This is a genomic window from uncultured Clostridium sp. (assembly GCF_963515715.1).
Lineage (GTDB): Bacteria > Bacillota > Clostridia > Clostridiales > Clostridiaceae > Clostridium_AW.
Window position 1 is genome coordinate 1 of the sequence record NZ_CAUPZS010000041.1, and the last position, 26,709, is coordinate 26,709.

General features: G+C 30.8%; 26 protein-coding genes. 19 read left to right on the top strand and 7 right to left on the bottom strand.

Annotated elements, in window-relative coordinates:
• From RYO54_RS18895 to RYO54_RS18905, 3 genes are all read left to right on the top strand, one after another.
• Positions 1-972: SPFH domain-containing protein (locus RYO54_RS18895; protein WP_315122172.1), on the top strand; the 972-nt coding region annotated here is incomplete at its 5' end.
• A 219-nt stretch (positions 973-1,191) separates the two neighbouring features.
• Positions 1,192-1,791: a GNAT family protein gene (locus RYO54_RS18900; protein ID WP_315122174.1), complete on the top strand. Its 600-nt coding sequence runs from the start codon at positions 1,192-1,194 to the stop codon at positions 1,789-1,791.
• Between the two features lie 261 nt (positions 1,792-2,052).
• Positions 2,053-2,982, top strand: a complete 930-nt coding sequence (locus RYO54_RS18905) for a ComEC/Rec2 family competence protein (protein WP_315122175.1) — start codon at positions 2,053-2,055, stop codon at positions 2,980-2,982.
• Positions 2,983-3,062: 80 nt separating this feature from the next.
• Here RYO54_RS18905 and RYO54_RS18910 read toward each other — a convergent pair whose 3' ends face one another.
• Entirely contained in the window at positions 3,063-4,967 is a 1,905-nt protein-coding gene (locus RYO54_RS18910; RefSeq protein ID WP_315122177.1) for an FtsX-like permease family protein, read from the bottom strand.
• A gap of 3 nt (positions 4,968-4,970) precedes the next feature.
• A complete protein-coding gene (locus tag RYO54_RS18915; RefSeq protein WP_315122179.1) occupies positions 4,971-5,720 on the bottom strand; it encodes an ABC transporter ATP-binding protein in 750 nt (249 codons plus the stop codon).
• A 238-nt stretch (positions 5,721-5,958) separates the two neighbouring features.
• Between RYO54_RS18915 and RYO54_RS18920 the strand changes: the two genes are divergently transcribed.
• The 16 genes from RYO54_RS18920 (at position 5,959) to RYO54_RS18995 (ending at position 22,143) form a co-directional block, all read left to right on the top strand.
• The gene (locus RYO54_RS18920) at positions 5,959-6,636 is read left to right on the top strand and encodes a response regulator transcription factor (protein WP_315122181.1); all 678 of its coding nucleotides are present in this window, start codon (positions 5,959-5,961) and stop codon (positions 6,634-6,636) included.
• Positions 6,637-6,638: 2 nt separating this feature from the next.
• Positions 6,639-7,649 (top strand): ATP-binding protein, encoded by a 1,011-nt coding sequence (locus RYO54_RS18925; RefSeq protein ID WP_315122183.1) that lies wholly within the window; start codon positions 6,639-6,641, stop codon positions 7,647-7,649.
• A gap of 144 nt (positions 7,650-7,793) precedes the next feature.
• Positions 7,794-8,690, top strand: a complete 897-nt coding sequence (locus RYO54_RS18930) for a formate/nitrite transporter family protein (RefSeq protein ID WP_315122185.1) — start codon at positions 7,794-7,796, stop codon at positions 8,688-8,690.
• 194 nt (positions 8,691-8,884) lie between these two features.
• Positions 8,885-9,592, top strand: a complete 708-nt coding sequence (locus RYO54_RS18935) for a response regulator transcription factor (protein WP_315122187.1) — start codon at positions 8,885-8,887, stop codon at positions 9,590-9,592.
• Positions 9,589-10,500: a HAMP domain-containing sensor histidine kinase gene (locus RYO54_RS18940; RefSeq protein WP_315122189.1), complete on the top strand. Its 912-nt coding sequence runs from the start codon at positions 9,589-9,591 to the stop codon at positions 10,498-10,500. The genes RYO54_RS18935 and RYO54_RS18940 overlap by 4 nt, the downstream gene beginning before the upstream one ends.
• 97 nt (positions 10,501-10,597) lie before the next feature.
• A complete protein-coding gene (locus RYO54_RS18945) occupies positions 10,598-11,512 on the top strand; it encodes an ABC transporter ATP-binding protein (RefSeq protein ID WP_315122191.1) in 915 nt (304 codons plus the stop codon).
• Positions 11,505-12,248 (top strand): ABC transporter permease, encoded by a 744-nt coding sequence (locus RYO54_RS18950; protein ID WP_315122193.1) that lies wholly within the window; start codon positions 11,505-11,507, stop codon positions 12,246-12,248. The genes RYO54_RS18945 and RYO54_RS18950 overlap by 8 nt, the downstream gene beginning before the upstream one ends.
• Positions 12,249-12,313: 65 nt before the next feature.
• Positions 12,314-12,994: an ABC transporter ATP-binding protein gene (locus RYO54_RS18955; RefSeq protein ID WP_315122195.1), complete on the top strand. Its 681-nt coding sequence runs from the start codon at positions 12,314-12,316 to the stop codon at positions 12,992-12,994.
• Positions 12,995-13,002: 8 nt separating this feature from the next.
• The gene (locus RYO54_RS18960; RefSeq protein ID WP_315122196.1) at positions 13,003-15,633 is read left to right on the top strand and encodes an ABC transporter permease; all 2,631 of its coding nucleotides are present in this window, start codon (positions 13,003-13,005) and stop codon (positions 15,631-15,633) included.
• A gap of 76 nt (positions 15,634-15,709) precedes the next feature.
• Positions 15,710-16,096 carry a GtrA family protein gene (locus RYO54_RS18965; protein WP_315122198.1) on the top strand — a complete coding sequence of 129 codons (387 nt, stop codon included), beginning with the start codon at positions 15,710-15,712 and terminating at the stop codon, positions 16,094-16,096.
• A 273-nt stretch (positions 16,097-16,369) separates the two neighbouring features.
• Positions 16,370-17,194, top strand: a complete 825-nt coding sequence (locus RYO54_RS18970) for a glycosyltransferase family 8 protein (protein WP_315122200.1) — start codon at positions 16,370-16,372, stop codon at positions 17,192-17,194.
• A 32-nt stretch (positions 17,195-17,226) separates the two neighbouring features.
• The gene (locus tag RYO54_RS18975) at positions 17,227-17,892 is read left to right on the top strand and encodes an HD domain-containing protein (RefSeq protein WP_315122202.1); all 666 of its coding nucleotides are present in this window, start codon (positions 17,227-17,229) and stop codon (positions 17,890-17,892) included.
• 175 nt (positions 17,893-18,067) lie between these two features.
• Positions 18,068-18,838, top strand: coding sequence for an RNA polymerase sigma-I factor (gene sigI, locus RYO54_RS18980; RefSeq protein ID WP_315122206.1), 771 nt, complete (start codon positions 18,068-18,070; stop codon positions 18,836-18,838).
• Entirely contained in the window at positions 18,801-19,808 is a 1,008-nt protein-coding gene (locus RYO54_RS18985; RefSeq protein WP_315122207.1) for an anti-sigma factor domain-containing protein, read from the top strand. The genes sigI and RYO54_RS18985 overlap by 38 nt, the downstream gene beginning before the upstream one ends.
• A gap of 592 nt (positions 19,809-20,400) precedes the next feature.
• On the top strand, positions 20,401-20,985 hold the full coding sequence (locus RYO54_RS18990) for an rRNA adenine N-6-methyltransferase family protein (RefSeq protein WP_315122209.1): 585 nt from the start codon (positions 20,401-20,403) through the stop codon (positions 20,983-20,985).
• Between the two features lie 318 nt (positions 20,986-21,303).
• The gene (locus tag RYO54_RS18995; RefSeq protein ID WP_315122211.1) at positions 21,304-22,143 is read left to right on the top strand and encodes a type II CAAX endopeptidase family protein; all 840 of its coding nucleotides are present in this window, start codon (positions 21,304-21,306) and stop codon (positions 22,141-22,143) included.
• Positions 22,144-22,302: 159 nt separating this feature from the next.
• On the opposite strand, the gene RYO54_RS19000 is transcribed toward RYO54_RS18995, so the two are convergent.
• The 5 genes from RYO54_RS19000 to RYO54_RS19020 form a co-directional block, all read right to left on the bottom strand.
• Positions 22,303-22,740, bottom strand: coding sequence for an Lrp/AsnC family transcriptional regulator (locus RYO54_RS19000; RefSeq protein WP_315122213.1), 438 nt, complete (start codon positions 22,738-22,740; stop codon positions 22,303-22,305).
• Positions 22,741-22,756: 16 nt separating this feature from the next.
• Positions 22,757-23,740, bottom strand: coding sequence for an asparaginase (locus tag RYO54_RS19005; protein WP_315122215.1), 984 nt, complete (start codon positions 23,738-23,740; stop codon positions 22,757-22,759).
• 298 nt (positions 23,741-24,038) lie between these two features.
• Positions 24,039-24,749, bottom strand: a complete 711-nt coding sequence (locus tag RYO54_RS19010; protein ID WP_315122217.1) for a hypothetical protein — start codon at positions 24,747-24,749, stop codon at positions 24,039-24,041.
• Between the two features lie 20 nt (positions 24,750-24,769).
• Positions 24,770-25,489 (bottom strand): DUF5058 family protein, encoded by a 720-nt coding sequence (locus tag RYO54_RS19015; protein WP_315122219.1) that lies wholly within the window; start codon positions 25,487-25,489, stop codon positions 24,770-24,772.
• A 53-nt stretch (positions 25,490-25,542) separates the two neighbouring features.
• Positions 25,543-26,709: amidohydrolase (locus tag RYO54_RS19020; protein ID WP_315122221.1), on the bottom strand; the 1,167-nt coding region annotated here is incomplete at its 5' end.

The following is a 26,709-nucleotide window of genomic DNA, read 5'->3' on the forward strand; positions in this document are numbered from 1 at the left end:
TTTAAAAAACAATTTGCTAATGTAGTTGAATGGGAAGAGTTCAGAGATGATATGATCTTTTGGAAGTGGAACAATAGTGAGATTAAAAAAGGAAGTAAACTGATTATCCGACCTGGTCAAGATGCTATATTTTTAAATAATGGTAAAATAGAAGGTATATTTAAAGATGAGGGAGATTATGATATAGAATCTGAGATTATACCTTTCCTATCCACATTAAAAGGTTTTAAGTTTGGCTTTAACAGTGGCATGAGGGCGGAAGTATTATTTGTTAATACAAAGGAATTTACAGTAAAATGGGGTACGAAAAATGCTATTAATATTCCGACCCCTCAACTTCCTGGTGGCATGCCTATCCGCGCCAATGGTACATTTAATTTTAAAGTCAATGATTATATTGCTTTGATTGATAAAATTGCAGGGGTAAAAAATATCTATCTTGTGGAGGATGTTAAGTTAAGAATTACTTCTATTCTTGATCAGCTTTTAATGAAATGGATATCTAAAGAAGGGAAGGACATGTTCAACCTTCAAGGGAATGCATTTGATATCTCAAAAGGAATTAGAGAAGACCTTGATATGGAGATTATGAATAGCGGAATGACGATAACAGGTTTTAACGTTATGAGCTTTAGCTATCCAGAAGAAATCCAAGATATGATTAATAAGAACGCTTCTCACAGCATGATTGGAGATTTGAATAAATACCAGCAGGTATCTATGACTGATGCCATGTCCTCTGGTAATGTTAAGGGTGGAGGTGTTGCTTCTGATATGGCTAGTATGATGATGGGAATGAATGTAGCAAATCAGATGATGAAAAATATGGAGCAAAATCAAAGCACACCAGCGCAAAATAATAATAATAATACTGCTGCCGAGAAGAGTGCAAAACCTAATTTCTGCCCTAATTGTGGTCAAAAAACTGGAGATGCAAACTTCTGTCCTAATTGTGGACAAAAACTAGTATAAGCCAGTAGTATAAAGAGTATTTGCAAGGGTTTAAGGACTCTCACTATTGTGAGAGTCTTTTCTTGAATTATGAACAAGATTAATGCAGAATCATAAATGAAATTGATAGACTCCTTTGATACATTATATAATAATGATGTGTCAAAAAATAGTATATTCAGAAGTAAGAGACTTAATTTCTATATTTGGATGCATGGATGGATTTAAGGAGGATGAGATATGAGGATGGATATGAGAAATTTTTTAGAGTTAAAGGGAGATTTTGTTTATTTAAAAAAATTAGATAAAGAATACCTTGAACAATATTGGGAAAATCTAAGCAATTGTAGCATAGAGACAACAGTATTTACAGGCACTCAACAAGTATTTAGTAAATCAGATATTGAAAGATATTTAGAAGATATATCTGAAGATAGAAGTAGAATTGATTTTTTAATATTCTCAAAAGAGTCTAATAAAATAGTAGGTGAAGTTGTTATTAATGATATCTTCAGGAATAATAGAAGTGCTAATATACGAATTTTAGTAAATAGAAAAGAAGATTTCAGTAAAGGTTACGGCAGCGAAGCAATGATTTTGGCATTGGATTATGGATTTGCAATGCTTAACTTGCATAGGATTGAATTAGAGGTATTTCCTTTTAATCAAAGAGCAATTCATGTATATGGAAAAATAGGTTTTATAAGAGAAGGAATCCGAAGAGATGGATGTTTTTTTAATAATAAATACTATGATATGATTACCATGAGTATCCTAGAAGAAGAGTTTAGAGAAAAATATAATTATATCAAAGATTTATTAGAGGAATTTAATAATTAGGTATAAGGAGCTTCTTGGAAATATTGACATTACTAGTATCATGTAGAGTTATAGCCTTAAAAACTGTATGATAAGTTAAATGAATTACAAAAATATATTTTTATTTATAAAAAAATTTGATATGATATGAATAAGGAAACTCGCTTTCACAGTGTGCTTATTTTGTTTTAGGGCTATTGGATAGAATTTAATATTTAAGTTTAAGAGTATAAAGCACTAATCGTTGGAAGATGTGTGCTTTTTATCTTTAAGGAGGGCTATATGAAAAAAAACACCGTAAAAAAAACAGCACGCTCATCAGTAAAAATCATTGAAATTATGCTGATCGTTGTCAGTCTAATCGCTTTGTTGCTGTTTTGTACCGGGTGTGGAAAGGCCCTTCCGTCAGTAAATAGCGACACAAACCTTAAAAACCAATACCCAATCAATATTTACTTTTTTGATGTAGGCAAAGCGGATTCCATGCTGATAGAATGTGATGGAGAATATGTTCTAATAGATGCTGGCACAGCGGATGCCGCTGATCAGGTATGTGCGAATCTAAAAGAGCTCGGTGTTAAAGAGATTAAGACAGTTTTCCTTTCGCATCCTGATAAAGATCATGTAGGTGGTATGTCAGCCATCATTGAAAATTTTTCGATCCATGAGCTCGTGCAGTCGCCGATTTCGGAGCATGTTTTGCCAAGCACTGACGAGTATGAATCCTTTATTGCAGCGGCTGAGAAATACGGATTAAATAATAATTATGCAACTGTAGGTGATGTTTATACCGTAGGTTCGGCTTCGCTTACCGTACTTGCACCGCTCGATGAGTATGGTGATACAAACAACGATTCCATGGTGCTTAAGCTGGAATATGAAAGATTTTCTGTTCTGTTTTGCGGTGACATTGAGAAAAAGGCCGAAAAAGATCTTGTCAAATCTTCAGCAGATTTAAGTGCGGATGTCATAAAAATTCCTCATCATGGCAGCTCAAATTCTTCAACAGAAGATTTCTTGAAAGCGGTGGGTGCAAGTTATGCTGTGATTTCAACAGGAGAAAACTCCAAAAACCTGCCTAAAAAATCGGTACTAAAAAGAATCAAAAACCTAGGCGCTGAAATTTACCGGACCGATATAAATGGAAATATTACTTGTTCTTATGACGGTGAGAAAATCATATTGACTACCGAATATACAATCAAAGAGTAAAAAATGCAAGCTAGAAGGAGTCACCTAATTGGGCGACTCCTTTTCTTGTACCCCAGAAGGTAGATTTAGCTAAAAGTTATCTATCTTTTTATTATCATTGTTTTACTATAAGCTACAGTTCCTAAATAGAACATTCCGTAGGCTAAGTAATACACAATAAGTGTAATTATAGTTGGGATAATTATTGAATCACCCAGCAATGATTTTAATATTCTCATGGCAAATAAATTATGTGTAGTGCCTAATAATACTGGGAGTAAAAATATTATGCTAGTTTGTTTTAATAGAATTTTCTTTATGTGACTATTATTAGCGCCAATCTTTTTTATGGCAACGTATCTTTCTTTGTTGTCATAGATATTAGATATTTGTTTGAACAATATTAAACTGCCCGTTGCAATTATAAACAATATTGATAGCACAATTCCTATGAAGAAGAGCATTCCTAAAAGCTTATACCCATTATTGTAGGTGTATGCATAGGAAGAAAATCTTACTTCATTAACATTGGCTATTTTGCTTATACTTTTACTTAGCTCAAAGGAATTTTTTCTATCCTTAACATCTATACATCTTAAGTCTTTTACCCCTTCTATTTTATCTAAGGAGGAATATACACTGTCTTTAACTACAACGATGGTTCCGTTAATTGACTCATTTGTTAACATTTCAGAGTAGGATTTTTTTATATTAAATTTTCTTTCTCCTTGTGAAAAAATTAAAGGTTCATCTAGATTAGTCTCAAATAATACTGTCATGGTGGAATCTTCAATTAAATACACATCATTTTCACTATTAAGAGGTTCATATTCTCTTTTTTCATAATCCATAAGTTTTTTATAGTTGCTCTCAGATAATACTTCTAAAGTAGTATCACTACGGGAGCTTTTACCTGCACTTAAAAATGTATTAACATAGGAACCATCTAATAATTTGAACTGAATGGTATCATTAAATAAAAGTTCTTCATTGTAGTCTTTTAGAACATTATCTACTTCACTTCTTATAACATCTGAACTTTGCACAATTATATTGCTAAACTTGTAATTCTTCTTCATGGTTTGTTGAAAACTATAATAGAAAGAAGAAGTTGTACCAAGGGCTGTAACACAAACTGCTATTAATATGGTCACCGTGGTTAATATGTCTGCATTACTTTTAACCTTATAAGCTATTTCAGATAATGAAATCATATTGCTTCCTTTGAAGTAAAAGTTTTGGAATTTCTTTAAACCTTTTAATAACAAAGGTAGAGCTGATTTATAGAATAGTTTTGTACCTATTATAACTATCACTAATATAAGCATCAAAAGATCAAATCTTCCAACGTTGGTCTTAGGGCTCAATGATATTCCATAACCTACAGCTATTAAAAGTATTCCAAGTATTCCTTTAACTACGGATATTTTATCTAAACTATCAACTTCTTTTTCTTTCTTAAATAACCTAACTAGAGGAATCTTTTTAATCACCCTATAGTTTTCTATGGCTAGTATTGCTGTTATTATAAAGAACACTAAGAAGGTTTCTATAATAGCCTTAAGATTGAAGTTTGTGTGTATTATTATATCTATTCCCATTAATCTAACTAGAAGCATCATAAGCAACTTTGAAAAAATGAATCCTATAAATATGCCGCCAATTACCCCTAGTAGTCCTAATATAAAGCCTTCATATATGAAAATTAATCCTATTTTCTTTTTTGTTATGCCTAATAAATTATATAATCCTATTTCCTGCCTTCTTTTTTCCCTAAAAAAGGTATTAGCATTGTATATGAATATGAAGGCAAAGAATAATACAACCACTGAGGATATTGTTAATCCATTTGTTATTGAGCCAGCAGCTTTTAAAATATCTTCGTTATATCTAATGGAATTGAAGGTGAAAAATATAAAAGCACTAAATAGTATGGAGATAAAATATAATAGATAGTTTTTAAAGCTTCTTTTTATATTATTGTATGAAATTTTATATATGCTCATATTTTATATACCTCCCACCATTGACAAGGTATCGAGAATTTTTTTGTGGAAATCTTCTCTACGTCCACCTTTTCTTAATTCTGAGAATATAACCCCATCTTTAATAAATATAATTCTATTGCAGTAGCTTGCACTAAATGGATCGTGTGTAACCATCATTAAGGTTGCATTCATTTCTTCGTTAACTTTCTTAAAGGTTTCTAAAAGTACTCTTGCAGCCTTTGAATCTAGGGCGCCCGTTGGTTCATCTGCAAGAATTAATGAGGGGTTGGTTATCATAGCTCTACATACAGCGGCTCTTTGTTTTTGACCCCCTGAAACTTCATAAGGATATTTATCTAAAGTTTCATGAATTCCAAGTAAAGTGGCTAATTTTTCAGCTTCATTATTCATTATTTTAGCTTTTATATTACTTAAAGATAGGGGAAGAATTATGTTTTCTCTTATGGTCAAGGTATCTAAAAGATTACTATCTTGAAATACAAAGCCTAAATGTTCTCTTCTAAAATCACACATTTTTTCATCGCTTAATTTATTAACCTCCTTGCCATCGATAAGCACTTTCCCTGAGGTTTGGCTATCTATGGTGGATATTATATTTAAAAGGGTAGTCTTTCCTGAACCAGAGGCTCCCATTATTCCTACGAATTCTCCTTTATTCATGGTAAAGCTTACACCTTTTAAGGCTTCTACTTTAGTATCACCTTTTCCATATGTCTTTTTTATATTTTCAACAACTAATGCGTTACTCATTTGTAACTACCTCCCTGTAAGTCTTATACCCTTATTATAAATTCTATATGTATTTCTTACCTTTCAATAGTATAACAATACTTCATAGAAATCTAACAAAATTGTTATATTACTTATTGTTATATTAATTAAAGAGATTTGTTATAATCTAAGTATATTATCTTTATGAATAGACAGCTATAGATGTTTATAGGGAATTTAAACTACATGACTATATGGGATTTTAAGAGGTGAAAAAATGTTTAAAATTATGGTAATTGAAGATGATGAGGGATTAAAGGAACAAATATGTTCAAGAATAGACCAGTGGGGGTATGAGGCTGTTCCTAATAAAAATTTTGATGATATAATAGGGAAGTTTAATCTTTGTTCTCCACATTTATTATTATTAGATATAAACTTGCCAGTTAAAAATGGCTTCAACATATGCGAGGAAATTAGGAAGATTTCAGAGATTCCTATTATATTTATCTCTTCAAGAAATTCAAATATGGATATAATTACAGGTATTAATTTAGGGGCGGATGATTTTATTCAAAAGCCTTTTTCCTTAGATGTTTTAATTGCAAAAGTTGAAGGACTTTTAAGAAGGGTATATAAATTTACAGATAGCTCTTCTACACTAATGACACATAGAGGGGCTATACTGGATTTGTCAAAGTCATGCATTACCTATAATGATAATACAATATCCCTTACCAGCAATGAAATAAAAATTGTTTATGAACTTATGAAAAATAAAGGCCATGTAATTTCAAGAGATAAGCTTATGGAGAGGCTATGGAATGTATCTTGGTTTGTAGATGATAGTACACTTACGGTTAATATTAACAGAATAAGAGCAAAGCTTAAAACCATAGGATTAGAAGATTTTATAGAGACAAAACGAGGGCAAGGATACTTAATTGGTGAATAAATATGAAGTTTTTAAAATTATTAAAGGATAAAGTACCTTTTTTTATATATAATTTAGCATTGTTTTTAATCATGGCAACCGTAATATACTTATCTCCAAATAAAGTTATAGCCATTGATAGCATAGGGTATATAGGGGTGTTTCAAATATTTTTTATGACTATTTATATATCCGCTAGCATCCTTCATAAAAAGAAATTCATAAGCAATATAGAAGAGGGCATGAGCAATTCAGATTTTAATGAAGTGAATTTTTTTAATAAGAATAATGAGGAAGCATATTATTATAAGATTATAAAGGCATACTATGAAAAGTTAGATGATTTTATGTACGAAAAGGAAAAGGAGTATAATGAAAATCTTGATCTAATTACGGTATGGGGGCACGATATAAAAACTCCAATTTCAGTTATAAAGCTTTTGTGCGAGAACTATGAAGTAAATAAAAATCCAGAACTTATAGATTCTATACCAAGAGAGCTTTTTAAAATAGAGGATGGAGTTAATAAAATGCTCAACCTCACTAGAATAAATAACTTTGAAAAAGACTTTTTTATTGAAAAAATTGATTTAGAAGATATAGTTTTTAATATCATAAAGAAGCATACAAAGTATTTTATATCTAAGAAAATAAAGCTTGAAGTTAACATAGAAAAGGTAAGTATTCTCTCAGATGTAAAGTGGCTTTCATTTATAATAGAGCAAATTATAAATAATTCCCTTAAGTATACAGATAACAATGGAACCATATCTATAAATGGATTCAAAGGTAATTCTTGTTATTTATTGAAAATTGGGGATGACGGAGTTGGAATAAAGATAGAGGATATTCCTAGAGTTTTTCAGAAGGGCTTTACTGGCACTAACGGAAGAGAGAATTTAAATTCCACAGGTATTGGACTATACTTAAGCCAGCAAGTAATTAAAAAGATAGGCCATAATATTTATGTTCAGTCGGAATATGGGTCCTATACTGAAGTAATTTTAGAATTTAATAATGAAGAAATAAGGTAAATCACTATTTATATAATGAATATTCAGAATTATAGACGCTTTATAGACAATGAACCTTTATAATGTAAGTAATAACAATATTTATTCAGAATTTATTTAAAATTTATTCAAAAAATAAATATAGTAGTAAGAGGTGGTTATAAAGTGGACACGAAAGATTACTTAACACCTGCAGAAATTGCTGCTGCAACGGTGGAAACAGGAATAAAAAAGTCAAAGCTTTCATTTTCTCATCAATTAATTTTAGGGATTTTAGCTGGGGCATTCATTGCATTTGCGTCTGAAGGATCTAATATGGCGGCATTTAATTTGTTTGAGAGACCTGAGACCTATGGATTAGGAAAAGCTTTAGCAGGTTCAATTTTTGGCACAGGACTTATGCTGGTTATTTTAGCAGGCGGCGAACTTTTCACAGGAAATACATTGATTATCATGGGAGTTTTAGAAAAGAAAATAAAATTGAGATACATGCTAAAAAATTGGTGTACTGTATATATAGGAAATTTAATAGGCTCTTTATTAATAGCTTTTATGATGGTACAGTCGGGATTATTTAATAGTGGAGCCAACAGCCTTGGTGGACAAACTATTAAAATTGCTGCTTATAAAGCAAGTTTATCTTTTGTACCTGCAATATTCTTAGGAATTATGGCAAACTGGCTTGTTTGCTTAGCGGTATGGCTAGCCTATGGGACAAAAAGTATGATAGGTAAAATATTTGGAATATTCTTTCCTATATGGCTTTTTATCACATCAGGTTTTGAGCATAGCATTGCTAATATGTATTATATACCTGCAGGGATATTAGCAAAATCAAATGCCAATTGGGCTGCTGCATCTCATCTTTCACCAGAAAAATTAGCTAGTTTGAATTGGAATACTTTTATATTTAATAATTTATTACCTGTAACCCTTGGAAATATAATTGGTGGAGCGGTATTTGTGGGATCTGTATACTGGTTTGTTTATCTAAAAGGTAATACATCAGTAGGGATGCAGAAGGAATTGGAAGATGAAATTAAAATAAAAAGAGCATTATAAACCTATACAATAAAATGCGTTGTAGATAGAATTAACATTCTTATACTAACGCATTTTTTTATTTGAACTAGAATAATCTTTCCCATGCTAACAAGAAAAATCACATTTTACTCTCTAAATTTATTGATAACTATCCCCTTGTAATATTGATAAGTATCGCCATATAGATATAATATAAATGAGGATGTGATGTTATGGAAGATTTCAGTAATGTAAATATATTAGTGGTTGAAGATGATAAGGAGATAAACAATTTAATAAAAGCAGCCTTAACTGAAGAGGGATTTAATGTAGTGCAAGCCTTTGATGGAATGGATGGCTTTGCAAAATATAAATCTATGGATTTCAGTATTGCAATTTTAGATATAATGCTCCCTTATGTGGATGGTATGGAGATTATGAAAAAAATAAGAGAGGAAAGTGTAATTCCAATCATCATATTATCTGCTAAGGGAGAAGAGTGTGACAGAATAATAGGCCTTAGATTTGGAGCTGATGACTACATAGTAAAACCTTTTTTTGTAGGAGAGTTAGTAGCTAGAGTAAAATCCAACCTCAGAAGATATATTAGTTTTCACAAAAGTCAGGAAGAAGTAAGTACACTTAAAAAAGGAAATATAACCCTAGATTTTAATGATTATTGTGCTTATAGAGAGGGAGAAAGGATAGTACTTACTGCAAAAGAGTTTGAACTGCTAAAATTGTTTTTTACAAATCCCAAGAGAGTATTTACAAAGATGCAGATATTTGAAAGTGTATGGAATGAAGACTATATGGGAGATGATAATACTGTAATGGTTCATATAAGAAGGCTTAGAAATAAAATAGAAAACAATCCAAATAAACCTGAATATATACTGACCGTATGGGGCATTGGGTATAAATTAGGTGATGTAGAATGAGTGAAAAAATATTGATAGGTATAATAATAATTTTAGTGATGATTATTATAAATTTAAATAAGAAGATATATAGTATTTCTCAGATAATAAAAAATATTGGAGAAGGAAATTATAATCAAAGAGTAAGAATGCAAAATGGGAATAAATACCTAAATGATTTAATAGAAAATATAAATTATGTAGTAGATAAATTTCAAAACACAATGAGGTTAAACAAAGAATATGAAGAGGAAAGAAAAAAGATGATATCAAATATATCTCATGATTTGAGAACACCACTTACATCTCTATTGGGATATATAGAATTTATAAAGGATAATAAAAATTTAAGTGAAGAACAAAAGGAAGAATACATATACATAATTGAAAACAAAGGGAATAATTTAAGAAATTTAATGAATGAATTTTTTCAGTTATCTAAGCTGGACTCAAAGGATACTAAACTTGATGTTAAAAAAATTAATTTATCAGAAATTATAAGACAAAATATAATTTTATTTTATAATGATTTTAATAATAAGGAAATAGAACCTGTGATAGATATACCTACTAAAGATGTATATGCTATGGGAGATAAGGAAGCGGTGGAGAGAATTTTAAATAATCTTATATCCAATGCAATTAAATATGGATATGAAGGAAAAAATATAGGCATTAATTTAAAATGTAATAAAGAAAATGTAGAAGTAACTGTATGGGATGAAGGTAAAGGGATACCAAAGGAGGACTTATCATCAATATTTGAAAGATTATATACACTAGAAAAGTCTAGAAATAAAAGTTTTCAAGGAAGTGGCTTGGGACTTACTATAGTTAAAAAGCTTATAGAAATGCAGAATGGAACTATAAATGTAAAAAGCACTTCTTATAAAAAAACTGAATTTATATTTACTCTACCTACCAGTTAAGAAACATGTAAGAAATATGTAAAGGTTGTGTAAGGACTGTGCTCTATACTTATAGCATAGTTCTTTTTATTTTGAAAATTTTAGGAGAGGTGATTTTGTGGAGCAATTACTTAGAACTTATGATTTAACCAAAACCTACAAAAATGTAAATGTAGTAGATAATTTAAATATAAATGTAGCCAGGGGAGACATTTATGGATTTCTCGGGAAAAATGGAGCAGGAAAAACCACAACTATAAAAATGATTATGGGACTTTCAAAGGTTACCAGTGGGGAAATAGAGATATTTGGAAGCAAAGTATTAGATGAGAAGCGTTATGGAAGAATGGGCTCTTTAATAGATTATCCAGGTTTTTATTTAAATCTTACAGGGGAAGAAAATCTAGAGATACATAGGAGAATGATGGGCTTTATAGGAAAGGATAGTATAAATAAAGCTTTAGAAATGGTTGGACTTAAAAATATAAGAGGAAAAAAAGTTAAACATTTCTCATTAGGAATGAAACAGAGGCTAGGAATTGCAAGGGCGCTTTTGCATCATCCTGAATTTTTAATATTAGATGAACCAACAAATGGACTAGACCCCATTGGAATAAAGGAGATAAGGGAACTTATTATAAATTTAAATAAGCAGTATGGAATAACAATGCTTATCTCCAGCCATATTCTAAGTGAAGTGCAGCTTTTAGCTACAAAAATAGGCATAATACACAAAGGAAGACTTCTTGAAGAGATAAGTTATGATGAACTGCAACAGAGGAATAGACATTATATTCAATTGAAAGTGGACAATGATAAAAAAACTTCATTTATACTGGAAGAAAAGCTTGGAATAAAGGACTATGTAATATGGGAAGATGGGTTAATAAGAGTATATGAGAAGTTAAGTGAAGGGTGGAACATAAATAAAACCTTAGTATCAAGCGATGTAAAAGTCGATGAGATATATGTAACTGTAGACAATTTGGAGGATTACTTCATAAGATTAACAGGAGGAGACAGCGATGTATAATGGAGTTTATTGTGAATTTCTAAAGTTAAAAAGATCCCCCATTCTTTTTGCATTAATAATAGGAGCAGTAATTGAGCCACTACTCATGCTGATAGCGGAAATATTTATGAGTATTAGAGGAGATATATTAAAGTGGGATAGATATATGATAAATATACAAAATATGACATTCTTAATTGCAGGATTAATAGTTTTTACTTTGATAGCTTCTTATATTTATTCTAGAGAATTTGCAGAAAGGGTTGAATATACCGCATATTCATATCCATTAAGTAAAACTAAAATTTTTATATGTAAATTAATAACTGTATTTGGCTGCATTGCTTTCGTATATGTGTTGCAATTTATAACAATTCTTATTACAGGGAGTATTATAGCTCACGAACCTTTAGCAAATGACTTTTTAATATTAAACATAAAAATATACGGCTACTCCATGTTATTTCAATTTGCTATAGCACCTTTAGGAATACTTATAGCAAGCGTAAGCAGAAATTCAATAGTACCAATGATTTATAGCATTATAGGGACTATAGCAGTTCTAGCTATAGAATGGCTTAGGAAAGATAATACATATTTTCCTCTATCTTATCCAGCTATGCCTACTCTGTCAGCTGTGAAAAATGATATGGAGATAGTTATAAATAGTCACTCTATAATAATTGCAGTAATGTTTTTTATAATAACTTCTGCACTTTGTATAATTTATTACAAAAAAAGTGATATTGCGAAGTAGTATAAATACGGAAATATACATTAATTCTTTGAAAGTATGAGCTAATAAAGAAAGGGGACAATACTATGGAAATATTAAGGATTGAAAATCTTATAAAAACTTATGGAATGGGTGATACGAAGGTCACTGCATTGAATAATTTAAATTTGAAAATAAACAAAGGAGAATTTGTTTCAATAATTGGATCAAGTGGATCAGGAAAATCTACACTTCTGCATATGTTAGGGGGAGTGGATAAAACTACAAGTGGAAAAATATATATCGATGACACTGATATTTCATCAATGAATGAAACTAAGTTAGCCTTATTTCGCCGACGAAAAGTAGGGTTAATATATCAATTTTTCAATCTTATCCCTACCATAACTGTTGAAAAAAATATATTATTACCTATGCTTTTAGATGGCAAAAATCCTAAAAGAGAAGAATTTGATAAGATTGTAGAAATGCTTGGTTTAAAAGAAAGGCTTAATCATCTACCAAACCAGCTTTCAGGTGGGCAGCAGCAGAGGGTCGCTATAGGTCGCTCATTAATTTATAGACCTTCTATTATTCTAGCAGATGAGCCCACTGGAAATCTTGACAGAAAAAATTCTGAAAGTATTCTTGAAATGTTAAAGATTTCAAATAAAGAGTATAACCAGACTATTTTAATGATTACTCATGACGAAAAAATTGCATTATCAGCAGATCGAATGATTAGAATAGATGATGGCAAAATTGTATCAGATGAGGTGATTAAATAATGAATATCATGAGTGAATATACGCATAATCATTTGAGAAAGAGTAAGCGACATACAATTTCTATAATAATTGCTATTACAATTGCTTCAGCACTTCTATGTTCACTATGTATATTTGTACATACTGTATGGAAAGGAAGAGTAACCACAACAATTGAAAAGGCAGGTTATTGGCATGGGGAATTATGGGATGCTATATCAGGTGATAAATTAAAATATGTAACAGAAAACCCAGAGGTTGAAACCACGATGGTTAAAGGAACGTGGATTACTGCTAAACTTTCAAATACAAAACGTCCCTATCTATTAATGAGAGATGCAGATGCAAATTATTGGTCGGATATGGACTTGAAAGATAATCTTACGAAAGGTAAATTTCCTCAGAAATCTGGAGAAATTGTTTTATCAAAATTATTCTTCTTGGATAATCCTTCCTATAAAATTGGTGATAAGTTGACTCTTCCTATAGGTAATCGTATGTTGGGTAATAAAATAATTAGAGTCAACGATTATAAACAATCAGGCGAGACTTTCAAGGCAATAGAGACTAAGACTTATACCATAGTTGGAGAAATAGATGTTTCTGGAGGGTTGACTATATATCCCGGATATGTTGCTATGGGATACCTGGAGCATTCACAAATTCAACCTGAAGATGAACTTACAGTTTATATACGTTTGGTGAACCCTCGTAAAGTATATGAGACATTACCTCAAATCGCTGAGTCTACGGGATTAGCTAAGGATGAATATGGGAAATATGGGGTTTTGTATAATACACGTTTATTAACTTTATATGGAATTAGCAATAAAAATGGTGAAAACACTCAAATCATTGTAGTGATAGCAATGGTAATAATAATGACTTTACTAGTTATGGGAACATTTATTCTTATTATCTATAATGCATTTTCACTATCTGCTAATAGCAGGATTAAACAACTAGGTATTCTAAAAAGTTTAGGAGCAACTCCAAAGCAAATTAGGCATTCTGTTATCTATGAAGGGTTTTTGCTCTGGATTATTCAATTACCAATCAGTATCATGATAGGATATTTATTTAGCTATATGGTGTCTTCTAAAATTAATGAAATTTTTAGTGCTACAGAAGGTTTTATGAAAATACATATTTCCTTCTCATGGGTAGTAGTTGGTTTTGCTATTATTATTTCATTGATTACCGTTTTAATATCAGCTTATATTCCAGCAAGAAAAGTGGCGAAAGTACAAGCTATTGTTGGAATACGTCAGAATAGTAATAAAGTAAAATTAAAAAAACAAAAAAGCCACCCAATAATTAAAAAAATATTTGGTACAGAAGGTGAGCTAGCAAAATCACAATTTTCAGCTAACAAAAGAAGTTTACGCACGGCTGTACTATCTCTTTCAATATGTTTTAGCTTAATAGTGGGGTATATTAGCATTGTATCTATGTACAATTTAGCTGAGTCTAAGTATGATGAAATAGCCAAATATGATATGAGGGTTAATCTAAATATTACTGATGAACCAAGTAATGAGATGATAAATAAAATTCTTTCGCTGGCTGAAGTTAAGGATAGCGTAATCAGAAGAGAGGTACGTACTGCAACCTATGTCACATCAGAACAGGAGTCAGATGTTTTTGCTAAATCTGGAGGATTTGATGGGATAAACACCATGAAATATGCTGTATTGAATGAAAATGGAAAGTATAGAATTATAGCAAATTTAGTTGGATTAAGCGATGAATCATTTAAAAAGTATTGTGAAGAAATTGGTGTTGATTCTGAGAAGTATTATCAAGATGGTGTAACCACAGGAATATTATTAGACAGCACATATCATACACCAAAGGATTCAAAAGTTGGACAAGAAATGCCATTATTAAATATAAAAGAAGGCAATGAGCTAGTTTTAAATGAAAAAGTAGAGAATGATATGAATGGAAATTATGAATTTAATTTTAAAGTGGGAGCTGTTACAGAGGTTTTTCCAGGTGAACTAGGAATATATAAATACAACGTAGCTTGTATAGTTCCTATGAAAACATATCAGAAACTAGTTAGCAATTTTATGGCGGATCGTATACTTGAATCCGGACGTATGTCAATTGATTTGTTGGTTGGTGATGAGGCTAGTACAAGCACAAAGAAAGAACTAACTAAGATTTGCAGTTCTTATCTTGGATCTGAAGATTTTACGATATGGAGTCTATTGGAAGAAAAAAATCATAACGAATTGGTTCAAAAAGCCATAGCCACTAGTGTTCTTGCTACAGCTTCCATGATTGGTTTAATTGGTATTTTTAACGCTTTTTCTACAATTTCAAATAATCTTAGATTACGTAAGAGAGAATTTGCTATACTTAGATCAGTAGGATTAACACCAAAGGGATTAAATAAGATACTGATGCTAGAAGGTTTATTCTTCGGTGTAACACCTATTATGGTTAGTATCCCAATAATATTATTTATTTGTTGGTTTATGTTAAGATTAACACCAATTACATTGGCTGAGTTTATACCTATTTTTCCAGTAGGAATAACTCTAACGTATACTATGCTTATAATTGTATCTATTTTCTTATCCTATTATTTTTCTTCAGCATGCGTTAAAAAAAGTAATGTAGTAGAATCAATCAAAAACGAAATAGTATAATATATAAAGATAATAGCAAAGAATTATAATTGGAATAAATGATAATTTTAGTATATAATTTGTTTAGGTGATGATTATGAAACAATTAACATTGTATGCATTAATAGGTGGCTCCAATGTAATTATAGATTTTACGATATTAAATATTCTTTGGAAGATAACTGGAATATATAAAGGGGCTATTAATATTTTATTTAAGGCAATATCCTTTATCGCTTATTCTATTAATGGATACTATTGGAATAAAAAGTACACCTTTAAAGGTGAAGGTTCTTATTTAAAATTTGCATCTGTCATGGGTACAGCAGCTATGTTAAATGCAATAATATTATCTATAATGTCCAATAGGAATATTCTAGGGGTATCTCAGGTGCTTTGGGCTAATATATCTGCTTTAGTTGCATCTATGACTACTGGAATAGGAAGTTTTTTTATAAATAAATTTTATATATTTAAGAAGTAAATAAAACAGGGTTATCAACTTTTAAGCTTTTAGACAAGCATTTAAGGGGAAATTGATACCTACCTTTTTTATAATCAGTCTTACATATTTATGTTCTATGAGAAGATTACATCAAGTGATTCTTAGGTTCAGATGGAGTTTGCTTAAAAGGAATACTTACTCCAGCTGAAGCTTAGAAGAACTTATCCAGGGACGTAGCATCCGTTATCTCCCACTTATAGAAGATGGGAGTATTACGGATGCTAGTCATCGGATAAAAAGAAAGGAGCATTTATGAACATTCTTGCTACATTAGATTCTAATTATATTAAGCAATTGATTATTATGATTCACTCTATATTAAAATCTAATCCCCATGTGAATCTTAATGTATATATTGCTCATAAAGAATTAACAGAAGAGGATTTTAATAATATAGAATCATATTTAGATAAAAAAAGATGTAAGGTTATATCTGTAAAAGTTACGGATGAAATGTTAAAAGATGCGCCTGTTACTAAACGTTATCCGAGAGAAATGTATTTTAGAATATTTGCAGCGCAATTTCTTCCAGAGGATTTAGATAGGATTTTATATCTAGATCCAGATTTAGTTGTTATTAATCCTCTTAAAGAACTTTATTATATGGACTTTGAAGACAATTATTATATCGCCGCTTCTCACGTTTATGAGGGAATGCGAAAGTTAAATGAGTTTCGTCTAGATATGGAGAAGGACGCTCATTACATTAACTCGGGCGTGATGCTGATGAATTTAAAACTTCTTAGAGAGAAGCAAGATATAAGCAGTGTTTTTGACTATATTGAAAAGAATAAAAATATTTTATTGCTTCCTGACCAGGATGTTTTAAGCGGCTTATATGGAGGAAAAACTAAAATTATAGATTCTCTTATTTATAACCTTAGTGAGCGATATTTAAAATTATATAATATGAATCCTAAAAATTTTGATAAAAGAATAAATACGGAGTGGGTAAGGGAAAATAGTGTTATCATCCATTACTGCGGAAGAAATAAGCCTTGGAAGGATAATTATGTTGGAGAACTAGATATATTTTATAAAGAATATGATGAAATGGTATATTCAGATAACAGATAGATTTATAGATAAATCTTAATAAGGAGATATATATGAAACATATAACTTTTGAAGATATAAAAAAGAATAAAGAATTTCAAACCTATATTCAAAAAGGTGATGAATTACTTGGAGTCATGGGATATACTGAGCATTCCTTTGTTCATGCAGGTAGGGTTTCCTATACTGCAGTTAGCATATTGGCTAGTTTAGGATACAGCGAAAGGGAAAGAGAACTTGGAAGAATAGCTGGGTATATTCATGATATTGGCAACATGGTAAATAGAATTGATCATGCTCAAACAGGTGCTATATTAGCTTTTAATATTTTAACTAGAATGGAAATGCCTCCTGAAGAAATCGCCACCATAGTTTCTGCTATTGGAAACCACGATGAGGGTACAGGTCAGCCTGTAAATACGGTGTCAGCAGCATTGATATTAGCGGATAAAACTGATGTTAGAAGAAGCAGAGTAAGAAACAGAGATTTCGCTACTTTTGATATTCACGATCGTGTAAACTATGCAGTTGAAGCTGCAGAGGTTAAAGTTGATAGTGAAAAAAGAATTGTTTTATTGGAGATGAAAATTGACATTACTATTTCTTCTTTAATGGAGTATTTTGAGATATTTTTAAATCGTATGATGATGTGCAGAAAGGCAGCGGATTTCTTAGGAGCTAAATTTGAGTTGGTGATGAATGGTACCAAGTTACTATAAGTAAATATATTGTGTTTTTTAGACCACATCTTAATTAGATGTGGTCTATTTAATGTCTTTAAGATGGTACTTAAAATATGATAATATATATATTTAGCTTTAAAACGAATAAATAATCAAAGAGGGTACTGAAAAATTTATATAATATCGTAATATATATAGAGGAGGTGTAGGGATGACCAAGCTTCTCGATATTTTTAAGAGAAAAAGGACATTAGAGGAACGAGTGAAGGATATACAAAAGGGAAACGAAGAGGATAAAAATGATCTAATTGAAGAGTATATTCCTTTTATAAAAAAAGTAATTAGCAGCCAATTAGGACAATATGTTGAAATAGAAAATAATGACGACTTTAGCATAGGGTTAATAGCATTCAATGAGGCCATTGAAAAGTACGATGAAAAAAGAGGTAACTTTTTAACCTTTGCTTCTGTGGTAATAAAGAGTAGATTAATAGACCAGCTTCGAAGTAGAGCTAGAAGACCAAAGGAAGTTTATATTAGTCAGTTAAAATGTGATGATGAGGATGATGATTATCATGAAAATGTTATGGCTATGGATGGCTTTGAAGGGAGAATTGAAACTAGATTTGATATTGCTACCCTAATTGAAGATATGAAAGAATATGGTATTTCTTTAGAGGATTTAATAAAGGAAGCACCAAAACATAAGGATACTAGAATTATAGCTATAAGTATTGGAAGATACATATTTGAAAATGATCATTTAAAAGAAAAGTTTTTAAAAACTAAAAACTTGCCAACTAGTGATTTGATGAGAGAACTATGTATATCAAAAAAAGTTATACAAAGGAGTAGAAAGTTTATTATAGCAATAGTATTGATCTTAGAAAGTGACCTGGATACATTAAAGGAGTATATTTTTTATAGCGAAGGGAGGGAGTTGAATGATATACAAGGGCACTATAATAGAAATTTGTCATGATAGTATAGTTGTAATGGATGAAGATTGTACTTTTAAAAGGGTAAAGAAAAACCAGGGATTACAGGAAGGAATAGAAATATATTTTGAAGAGGGAGACATTATTGGAAAGTCAAACTTTACTATTAAAAGTATCTCTAAGGTAGTAGCTGCTATTTTTGTTTTTACAGTTACTTCCCTATATGCTTTATGCTTTTGGAATGAAAATTATAGATCAGTAGCTTTATTAGCTATAGATATAAATCCTAGTGTTGAAATGAAAATTAATAAAAATTATCGTGTAATAAAAATTTTAGCTCTCAATGAAGAAGCTTCGAAACTTCCTCTTGAAAATTTAAAAAACTACTCAGTGACAGAGGCTTTAGAGAAGATTGTAGAAATGGCAGAGGCGGAAGGATATATTAAAAAATATGAATCAAACCATGTGTTGGTAACCTCAGTAGAATTAAAAAGTAATAGTGAAAGTAATGAAGATTTAGACCAGCTTCTAATGGAAGGAAAGAAAAAAATAGAGGAGATATCTAACGAGAGAGGGCAACAGGTTGAAGTGGTTACAATAAAATCAGATAAAGAAACGTTAGATGAAGCAAAAAAAGAACATATTTCAGTAGGAAAGATGGAGATTTATAAAAAAACAAAAGATGAGAATGAAAGACAAGATAAGAAAGAAATAAAGGAATTAAAAGATAAAAAGGTAAAAGAACTTATAAATGAAGTTGAAAAAAATGAAAAAGTTAAAGAGAATAACGGTAATAAGAATAAAGTTGATAAAGAGAAGTCTGTAAAAGAAGATAAGAAAAACAGTAAGGATAAAAAAGAGAAGAAAGAAAAGAATTCAAATAAAGAAGATAAATACATAGAAAAAGATGAGGGGAAAAATAAGGATAAGACTAAAGATAAAGACAAAGATAAAAATAAAGATAAAAACAAAAATAAAGACAAAGATGAAGATAAAAAACTAGGGAAATCCTAAGTCTTAGTGTTTTTATTGGGAAAATGACGAAAAATTAATAAATATTTCATTAGGGTTACCTAAAAAATTTAAGTAATCGTAATTATATAGTATAAAACGAAAGGAGGGGAAGAAAAAACAGGTGGCAAAATAAAAACTTTTGCAAATTTAGCAATTGGAATGAAGATAAAAGCTTCTGTAATAGATAAAAATATAGTTAGTATAGAAGCTAAGTATTTAGAAAAAAGCATTTAAAAGCATTTAAAGGACATTACAAATTAATATGTAAACATACTCAATTATACTACGATTAAACTTATAAAATATAAAAATATAAAAATATGGAAATTCAACAAATTTTATGATACTCTTATACTATGGAAATTAAACATAAAAACACTAAGCTATTGAGAGTTAAGGTAGATAATTAACTCAATAATACTGAACCACCTATAGAGCAAGGTGATTCAGCTAATAACTACAAAGATATGAGTGTAATTCTGAAATAAAATCTTCTTATCTACGGGTAAGGAGATTTTGTTTTAATAAATAATTTTAGAGTAGTAGTACTACGAATAACTCTTAATAATCATATTTAGAGGGGATATTAATTATGTTTGAATTTATAAAAGAATTTGTTAAAAATCCTAAGTTTATTGGAGCAGTGGCACCAAGTAGTAAACATTTAGCAGAAAAAATGATAGAAGATATAGACTTTGAAAGATGTAATTGTATTATAGAATATGGACCTGGCACTGGTGTTTTTACAGAAAAACTTATTGCAAGAAAGAAGGAAGATACACTATTAATTGTTTTTGAAAACAATAAAGAGTTTTATGAAGATCTCTTAAATATTTATAGATATAAAAATAATGTTAAGATAATAAATGATGGAGCTGAAAATGCAAAAAAATATCTGGAGTATTATAATGTGAAACAGGTAGATTATATTGTATCGGGTATCCCTTTTACAGTGTTGCCTGTAAATATTTCAAATAGAATATTGGAGACTACAAAAGAAATATTAGATAACAATGGAGAATTTATTACTTTTCAGTATTCCTTAATAAAAATAAATTTTTTCAGAGACTATTTTAATAATATAAAAAATAAGAAGGTTATGTTAAATTTACCACCTGCCTATGTGCTGAAATGTAGAGAAGAGGAGATCTATAAAGGACAAGATATTAGTTGTTGACCATATAAAAATATGTAATAAATATTATAGATATCATAGCAAAATTTATATAGAGTGTTTATAAAAGTATGTGACCTCCTTTGGATATTTTATATGTTATATTCAATTTGAGGCTTACGCAAATTTTTATAAACGCCCTATGTTCCTGCACTGTGAACTGTTTTCATTGTTATATTCCTTCCTAATTTTTAAAAACAGTGACTTAAGTCACTGTTTTTGATTACTACCAGGACTTGCAAGATTCTCTTGATTTTTCTAAAATGTAATTAGAAAGATTAATAGTAAGAACAGTTAGCAAAAATTGAGAGGAGTCTTACAATGAAAAAAACAACTAGGTCAAATCTTTATGGAATTATTATTATAATATGGGGAGTCGTATTTTCATTAACCCTTGGAATAGCAATGGCTAAGAATAATTTTTCTGTATATTTATCTACTGTCATAGGACAAATTATGATATTTTTAGTTCCAGCAATTATATATTTTATGATTACAAAGCTTCCAGCGAAGCAAACATTGAGATTTAATAAAATCAAGTTGAAAGATGTGATTTTAATTATTCTTATAGGAATAACACTTCAACCACTTGTTATGGGACTGTCTGGATTATCAAGTTTTATAATGCCTAATAGTTTTGGACAGGTTATTAGTCAACCCGTTACTAATTCATCTGTATGGGTTACTTTATTTGTTATAGGAATAATTCCAGCTCTATTAGAAGAAATAACTTTTAGAGGTATTGTTTTATCTGGATATAATGATAGTAGTATAAGAAAAGCTGCTATATGCACAGGCATATATTTTGCAATTATGCACTATGATTTACAAAGATTACTATATACCTTTGTTTTAGGTTTTATATTTGTATATCTTGTAAGAATAACAAATTCTATTTTTTCATCCATGCTATGCCATGCAGTAGTTAACTCAGTACAGATGATTTTCTTGAAAATAGTTTTAACCGCTTCAAATAGTGGTGAAGCTGTAGCAGAGAGTTCACAATCACTTAAAAATATGCCGGCAGAACAAATGATGGGAACAATAATAACTTTTGTTATTTTTATAGCTGTAGGTGGAATTTTGACTTATTTATTGATTAGAAAGTTAAAGAAAAATAATAGTTGTGAAGCTATAGAGGTAAGAGCAGCAAATCTTTAATTTTATTTCAAAGATTTTAAATTCATCAATTGTATATATTTATTGAATAAAATTTAATGAAGTAATATAAAAAAACAGGCAAGAAAATATAAAATCTTGCTTGTTTTTTTCTAAGGTTTTTTATGCATGTTAATATAGTGCATATACCATTTTTATATACTATTTAGTGTTAATCTTAACATTGTCTTTTATAGTAGAAGAGAGGACTATAAATGTTTCTGTATTCCCAAACATCTGAATTTTGCCGATCAAATTTTCAAGGCCTGAGATATTGGACACTCTAGCTTTCAGAATCTTGCAGTAGGGGCCTGTGACATGGTGGCACTCTATAATTGAATCTTCATTTTTGATGAATTCCATAAACTTTTCATTTTGCTGAATATTCATGTCTAAATTGATAAGTACATTGATAGTTTGACCTATCTTTTCATAATCAATAATGGCTTTATAACCTTTTATAATGCCATCTTCCTCAAGTCTTTTTATTCTTTCTGCTGCTGCAGGGGCACTAAGACATACCTTTTGAGCAAGCTCCTTTATGGATATTCTACCGTCTTCTACAAGTGTTTCTATAATTTTATAATTCGTGGAATCCATATATTCCTCCTTGCCATCAATAATAGTTTTTTTCGAATATATCTTTTATTTCATGCATTTTATTTGTGTATCCAAGGGCAACCATAAGTTTGATTCTTGCCTTATGTCCATTAAGATTATCTCCTAAGATTACGCCTTTTTCCCTAAGTTCTCTTCCAGCGCCTTCATATCCATAATCATCAAGAACCTTTCCCATAAGACATCTTGAAACTAGGACTACGGGAATGTTTTTGCTTAGAGCATACTCTACACCCTGTACCATTTTGGGAGGAATATTTCCTCTTCCCATTCCTTCAATAACTATACCTTGGGTATCTGAATCTACACAAAATCTTATAAGGCGGTCGTCCATACCACAGCCGCATTTTATTATATCCACTTGGCTACTGATTTTTTCTGCGGGAATGTATTGGCTCTTGGTATAGTTGTAATAAAAATATACCTTGTTATTGTCAACAAAACCAATAGGGCCGAAATCCATGCTTTTAAAAGTGTCAAGGGTGTGTGTATTGGTCTTGGTAACCTGTGAAGCAGCATGTACCTCATTATTCATAACTACCATAACCCCTCTGTTCCATGCTTCATCTGATGCAGCAGTATTTACTGCATCAATCAGGTTAGTAGGGCCGTCCCAGCCAGATTGTGAGCTGTTTTTCATGGAACCCATAAAAACTACTGGATTAGGGTATTTATATGTAAGATCCACAAGGTAGGCAGTTTCCTCTAGGGAGTCTGTCCCATGAGTAACCACAACCCCATCATATCCACCACATGTGACTTTATCTTGTATTATTCTTGATAATTCAAACATTTTCTCAGGAGTCATATGAGGCCCTGGAAGCATGCCATAATTAAAAAAATCGATGTTTGCAATTTTTTCAATTCCAGGTGTGAGCTTTATAATGTCACCTCCCATGAGCTCAGGTACAGCTGCATGGGTAGTTTTATTTTCTGTCATGGATATTGTTCCGCCAGTAAAGATGATAATGATTTTTTTCATCGTTATATTCCTTTCTTTTTTTATAATATAAAAAGGGATTTTACCACAGTTCCTAATTAATTAATATTAATAGTTATTACTATTAATGCTTTAGATTTAAGTGTAACATGGAGATTTTTATGTGTACATACATTATATAAGGTTAAGTTCAGTATTTAACTAATAAAATTAATAAAAGTATAAAATCTAATTAGTAAAATTAGGTATAATAAGAATATTGTTAATTTTAATAAATAATAGTATGGAAATAGAAAAAAGGCTACTGGAAAATATCCAATAGCCTAATTTATATACATTTTTAAAGATTTTGACTAGTATTTTTAGCGTTTTTAGTATTTTTAAATAAATCTTTATTTAACCAATAAGAGTATGCCATTGAAATTAATATGAATATAGGCATTACATATCCTTGAATAGTAGCATATTTTTCTCTTGAAATAATAAGCAAAAATATAACTGGCAATATTATAGGTAAAATACTTTCTTTTTTATTTTTTATAATATATGGAGCCATGATTGAACCAAATAAAGCGGGGATAAGATTATTAAACGCTGGTTTTATATATGGATTATTAAATAGTGGTTCTATTAAGGAACCAAGGAATAGCATTCCTAAAAAAACTATAATAACTGTTACAACTGATGAAGCAGCAATGGCGATTATGGATAATACGTCACCTTTTTCAGTTCCTGGCTCACATCCAGCAACCTCTATAGCATTTAAAGCGGCAGGAATTTTAAGATTACTTACATTTCCAGTTACACAGGCAAGATAAAGTCCTCCTGCGCCTATAATGGGTGCAAAAGAGAGATTTTCACAAACTGCCACTGTAGCAAATGTAATAAACAGTGGTGCAGCATTAGCAGAAACTTTAGCTATATCTATATTAACTTTGTAGTATAATGCCAAAGCTACAGGAAGCGTAATAAAACATGTAAGTGCTAATATTACTGTAATTCTTCCAACTTTGTGCATTAATGCTGAAAAATCTTTCGTATTAGTTTTCATTATATTAACCCCCTAAGTTATTATCTTAAAAAAAGATTTAGCAAGCAAGCGGAAGCCATTCCTGAGATAATACTTAAAGAGAAGGAAAACTCTTTAAGTGATTTATATTTTTCTGAAAGCTTTCCAAAAATAAGAGAGGCGATACCGGATATAATTAAGGTTGTTATAGATAGTGGATTTTTAACATTACTTATATGAGGAGCGGAAAATACCCCGTACATACCAAGAAACATCGCCGTTGTCATAATTGGAACAACAGCGCTATTTAATGATTTCATACTCTTAACTTTTGCGTCATATTTTTTTAAGAAAAAAACATTAAATATATTGCCGCCCAAAATAGCTACACTGACTACAGCTACGATGGCGATAAATACATCAGGTTTAAAGCTCGCTGTAAAGATATTTTCATAGCCAAAGGCTTCAGCAGCCATATTGGCAGCCATAGTTTCATAAGTTGCCGAGCCAACTACGCTAAGTCTTAGCCATGGGAAAAATTTGCCGAGAGCAGGTACTAACATCAAGTAACTAATAATGATAGGAAGTGATGGTATAATAGCAAATACTGAACTGCTTTTAGTAGCTTTCTTCATTTCATCACTAGTTAAGCCGATCTCTTCTCCTCTTTTCCATGCTATTATCATAAATATAATAGGTTGAATTAAAACTATTAAAATAGTAATACCGCATAAAAGTAGCATGATATTACTGTTAGCAATAGCTAAATGTTCTTTTCCCATAATAAACCCTCCTACTTTTAAAATTTTATATTAATTTTAAGTATAAATAAAAATTAGCATCCTGGTAAAACTTCTGTTGGAATTGGACAAATGTACTTTTCTTCATTTAAATCCTTTTCAAAAGATTCCTTAATTTCTTTTAATGTTTGTGGGTTTTGTAAAATATCAAGGGCGGATAATGCCATTGTCTTAGCAGCAGTAATCATACCCTGATGTGCTAAGTTTGATTTTCCCTGAGCAACAAATTGCCATGAGTGCATAGGAGTTCCGCAAGCTGCACAGGAAGTAGTAAATTGTGCTGTAGGTACTACCCAGCTAATGTCTCCCACATCTGTAGAGCCGCTGCCAAGTCCACCTATCTCTTCGATAAATCCATTGCAGATACCTGTTTCCTTAATATAATCTGCAAGTTTTTTATCTCCAAGCCTAGACAAGAAAGCATCCATGGGAGGCATTGTATTAATCATAGATTTAGCAAGAGAAATATCCTCGTTACTATGATCATATACAGGTAGTACCTCTTTTAGATTTTTTTCTAGTAACCTTGTCAATGGAATATTTGGTTTGAATTCAGAAACACCAGTATCAAAGTTAATTTCTACCTCAGTCTCCGTCATGAGAGCAGCTCCTTGAGCGATTTTGCAAACTCTGTTATAAATATCCCTCACTTGACTTGCCTGTGGTGCTCTCATAAGATAAAGTACTGTTGCTTCAGCTTGTACAATATTTGGAGCTATACCCCCAGTGTTTGTAACAGCATAATGAACTCTAGCATCGGGGATAATATGCTCTCTAAGATAGTTAACCCCTACATTCATAAGTTCTACGGCATCTAATGCGCTGCGGCCTAAATGAGGTGATGCTGCGGCATGAGAGCTTACACCCTTAAAATTGAAATAGGCTTGATTGTTTGCTAAACTACTATCTTCCCAAACCATATTGTATGGGGCAGGGTGCCATGTCATTGCTACATCTACGCCTTCAAAGTAACCGCTTCGCACCATAAATACCTTGCCTGCGCCACCTTCTTCAGCAGGGCAACCAAAGAATTTTATAGTTCCTTTCATACCTGTTTCTTTTAAGTATTCCTTAACTGCAATACAGGTTGCTAGAGAAGCTGTCCCTAAAAGATGATGACCACATCCATGGCCAGGAGCGCCCGCTACTAGAGGTTCCTTACATGCTATACCGCTTTTTTGGCTCATATTTGGAAGTGCATC

Excerpts from the sequence above, each read along its gene's own strand:
- RYO54_RS18900 (WP_315122174.1), top strand. The coding sequence starts at position 1,192 with ATGAGGATGGATATGAGAAATTTTTTAGAGTTAAAGGGAGATTTTGTT.
- RYO54_RS18905 (WP_315122175.1), top strand. The coding sequence starts at position 2,053 with ATGAAAAAAAACACCGTAAAAAAAACAGCACGCTCATCAGTAAAAATC.
- RYO54_RS18910 (WP_315122177.1), bottom strand. The coding sequence starts at position 4,967 with ATGAGCATATATAAAATTTCATACAATAATATAAAAAGAAGCTTTAAA.
- RYO54_RS18915 (WP_315122179.1), bottom strand. The coding sequence starts at position 5,720 with ATGAGTAACGCATTAGTTGTTGAAAATATAAAAAAGACATATGGAAAA.
- RYO54_RS18920 (WP_315122181.1), top strand. The coding sequence starts at position 5,959 with ATGTTTAAAATTATGGTAATTGAAGATGATGAGGGATTAAAGGAACAA.
- RYO54_RS18925 (WP_315122183.1), top strand. The coding sequence starts at position 6,639 with ATGAAGTTTTTAAAATTATTAAAGGATAAAGTACCTTTTTTTATATAT.
- RYO54_RS18935 (WP_315122187.1), top strand. The coding sequence starts at position 8,885 with ATGGAAGATTTCAGTAATGTAAATATATTAGTGGTTGAAGATGATAAG.
- RYO54_RS18940 (WP_315122189.1), top strand. The coding sequence starts at position 9,589 with ATGAGTGAAAAAATATTGATAGGTATAATAATAATTTTAGTGATGATT.
- RYO54_RS18950 (WP_315122193.1), top strand. The coding sequence starts at position 11,505 with ATGTATAATGGAGTTTATTGTGAATTTCTAAAGTTAAAAAGATCCCCC.
- RYO54_RS18955 (WP_315122195.1), top strand. The coding sequence starts at position 12,314 with ATGGAAATATTAAGGATTGAAAATCTTATAAAAACTTATGGAATGGGT.
- RYO54_RS18960 (WP_315122196.1), top strand. The coding sequence starts at position 13,003 with ATGAGTGAATATACGCATAATCATTTGAGAAAGAGTAAGCGACATACA.
- RYO54_RS18965 (WP_315122198.1), top strand. The coding sequence starts at position 15,710 with ATGAAACAATTAACATTGTATGCATTAATAGGTGGCTCCAATGTAATT.
- RYO54_RS18970 (WP_315122200.1), top strand. The coding sequence starts at position 16,370 with ATGAACATTCTTGCTACATTAGATTCTAATTATATTAAGCAATTGATT.
- RYO54_RS18975 (WP_315122202.1), top strand. The coding sequence starts at position 17,227 with ATGAAACATATAACTTTTGAAGATATAAAAAAGAATAAAGAATTTCAA.
- sigI (WP_315122206.1), top strand. The coding sequence starts at position 18,068 with ATGACCAAGCTTCTCGATATTTTTAAGAGAAAAAGGACATTAGAGGAA.
- RYO54_RS18985 (WP_315122207.1), top strand. The coding sequence starts at position 18,801 with ATGATATACAAGGGCACTATAATAGAAATTTGTCATGATAGTATAGTT.
- RYO54_RS18990 (WP_315122209.1), top strand. The coding sequence starts at position 20,401 with ATGTTTGAATTTATAAAAGAATTTGTTAAAAATCCTAAGTTTATTGGA.
- RYO54_RS18995 (WP_315122211.1), top strand. The coding sequence starts at position 21,304 with ATGAAAAAAACAACTAGGTCAAATCTTTATGGAATTATTATTATAATA.
- RYO54_RS19000 (WP_315122213.1), bottom strand. The coding sequence starts at position 22,740 with ATGGATTCCACGAATTATAAAATTATAGAAACACTTGTAGAAGACGGT.
- RYO54_RS19005 (WP_315122215.1), bottom strand. The coding sequence starts at position 23,740 with ATGAAAAAAATCATTATCATCTTTACTGGCGGAACAATATCCATGACA.
- RYO54_RS19010 (WP_315122217.1), bottom strand. The coding sequence starts at position 24,749 with ATGAAAACTAATACGAAAGATTTTTCAGCATTAATGCACAAAGTTGGA.
- RYO54_RS19015 (WP_315122219.1), bottom strand. The coding sequence starts at position 25,489 with ATGGGAAAAGAACATTTAGCTATTGCTAACAGTAATATCATGCTACTT.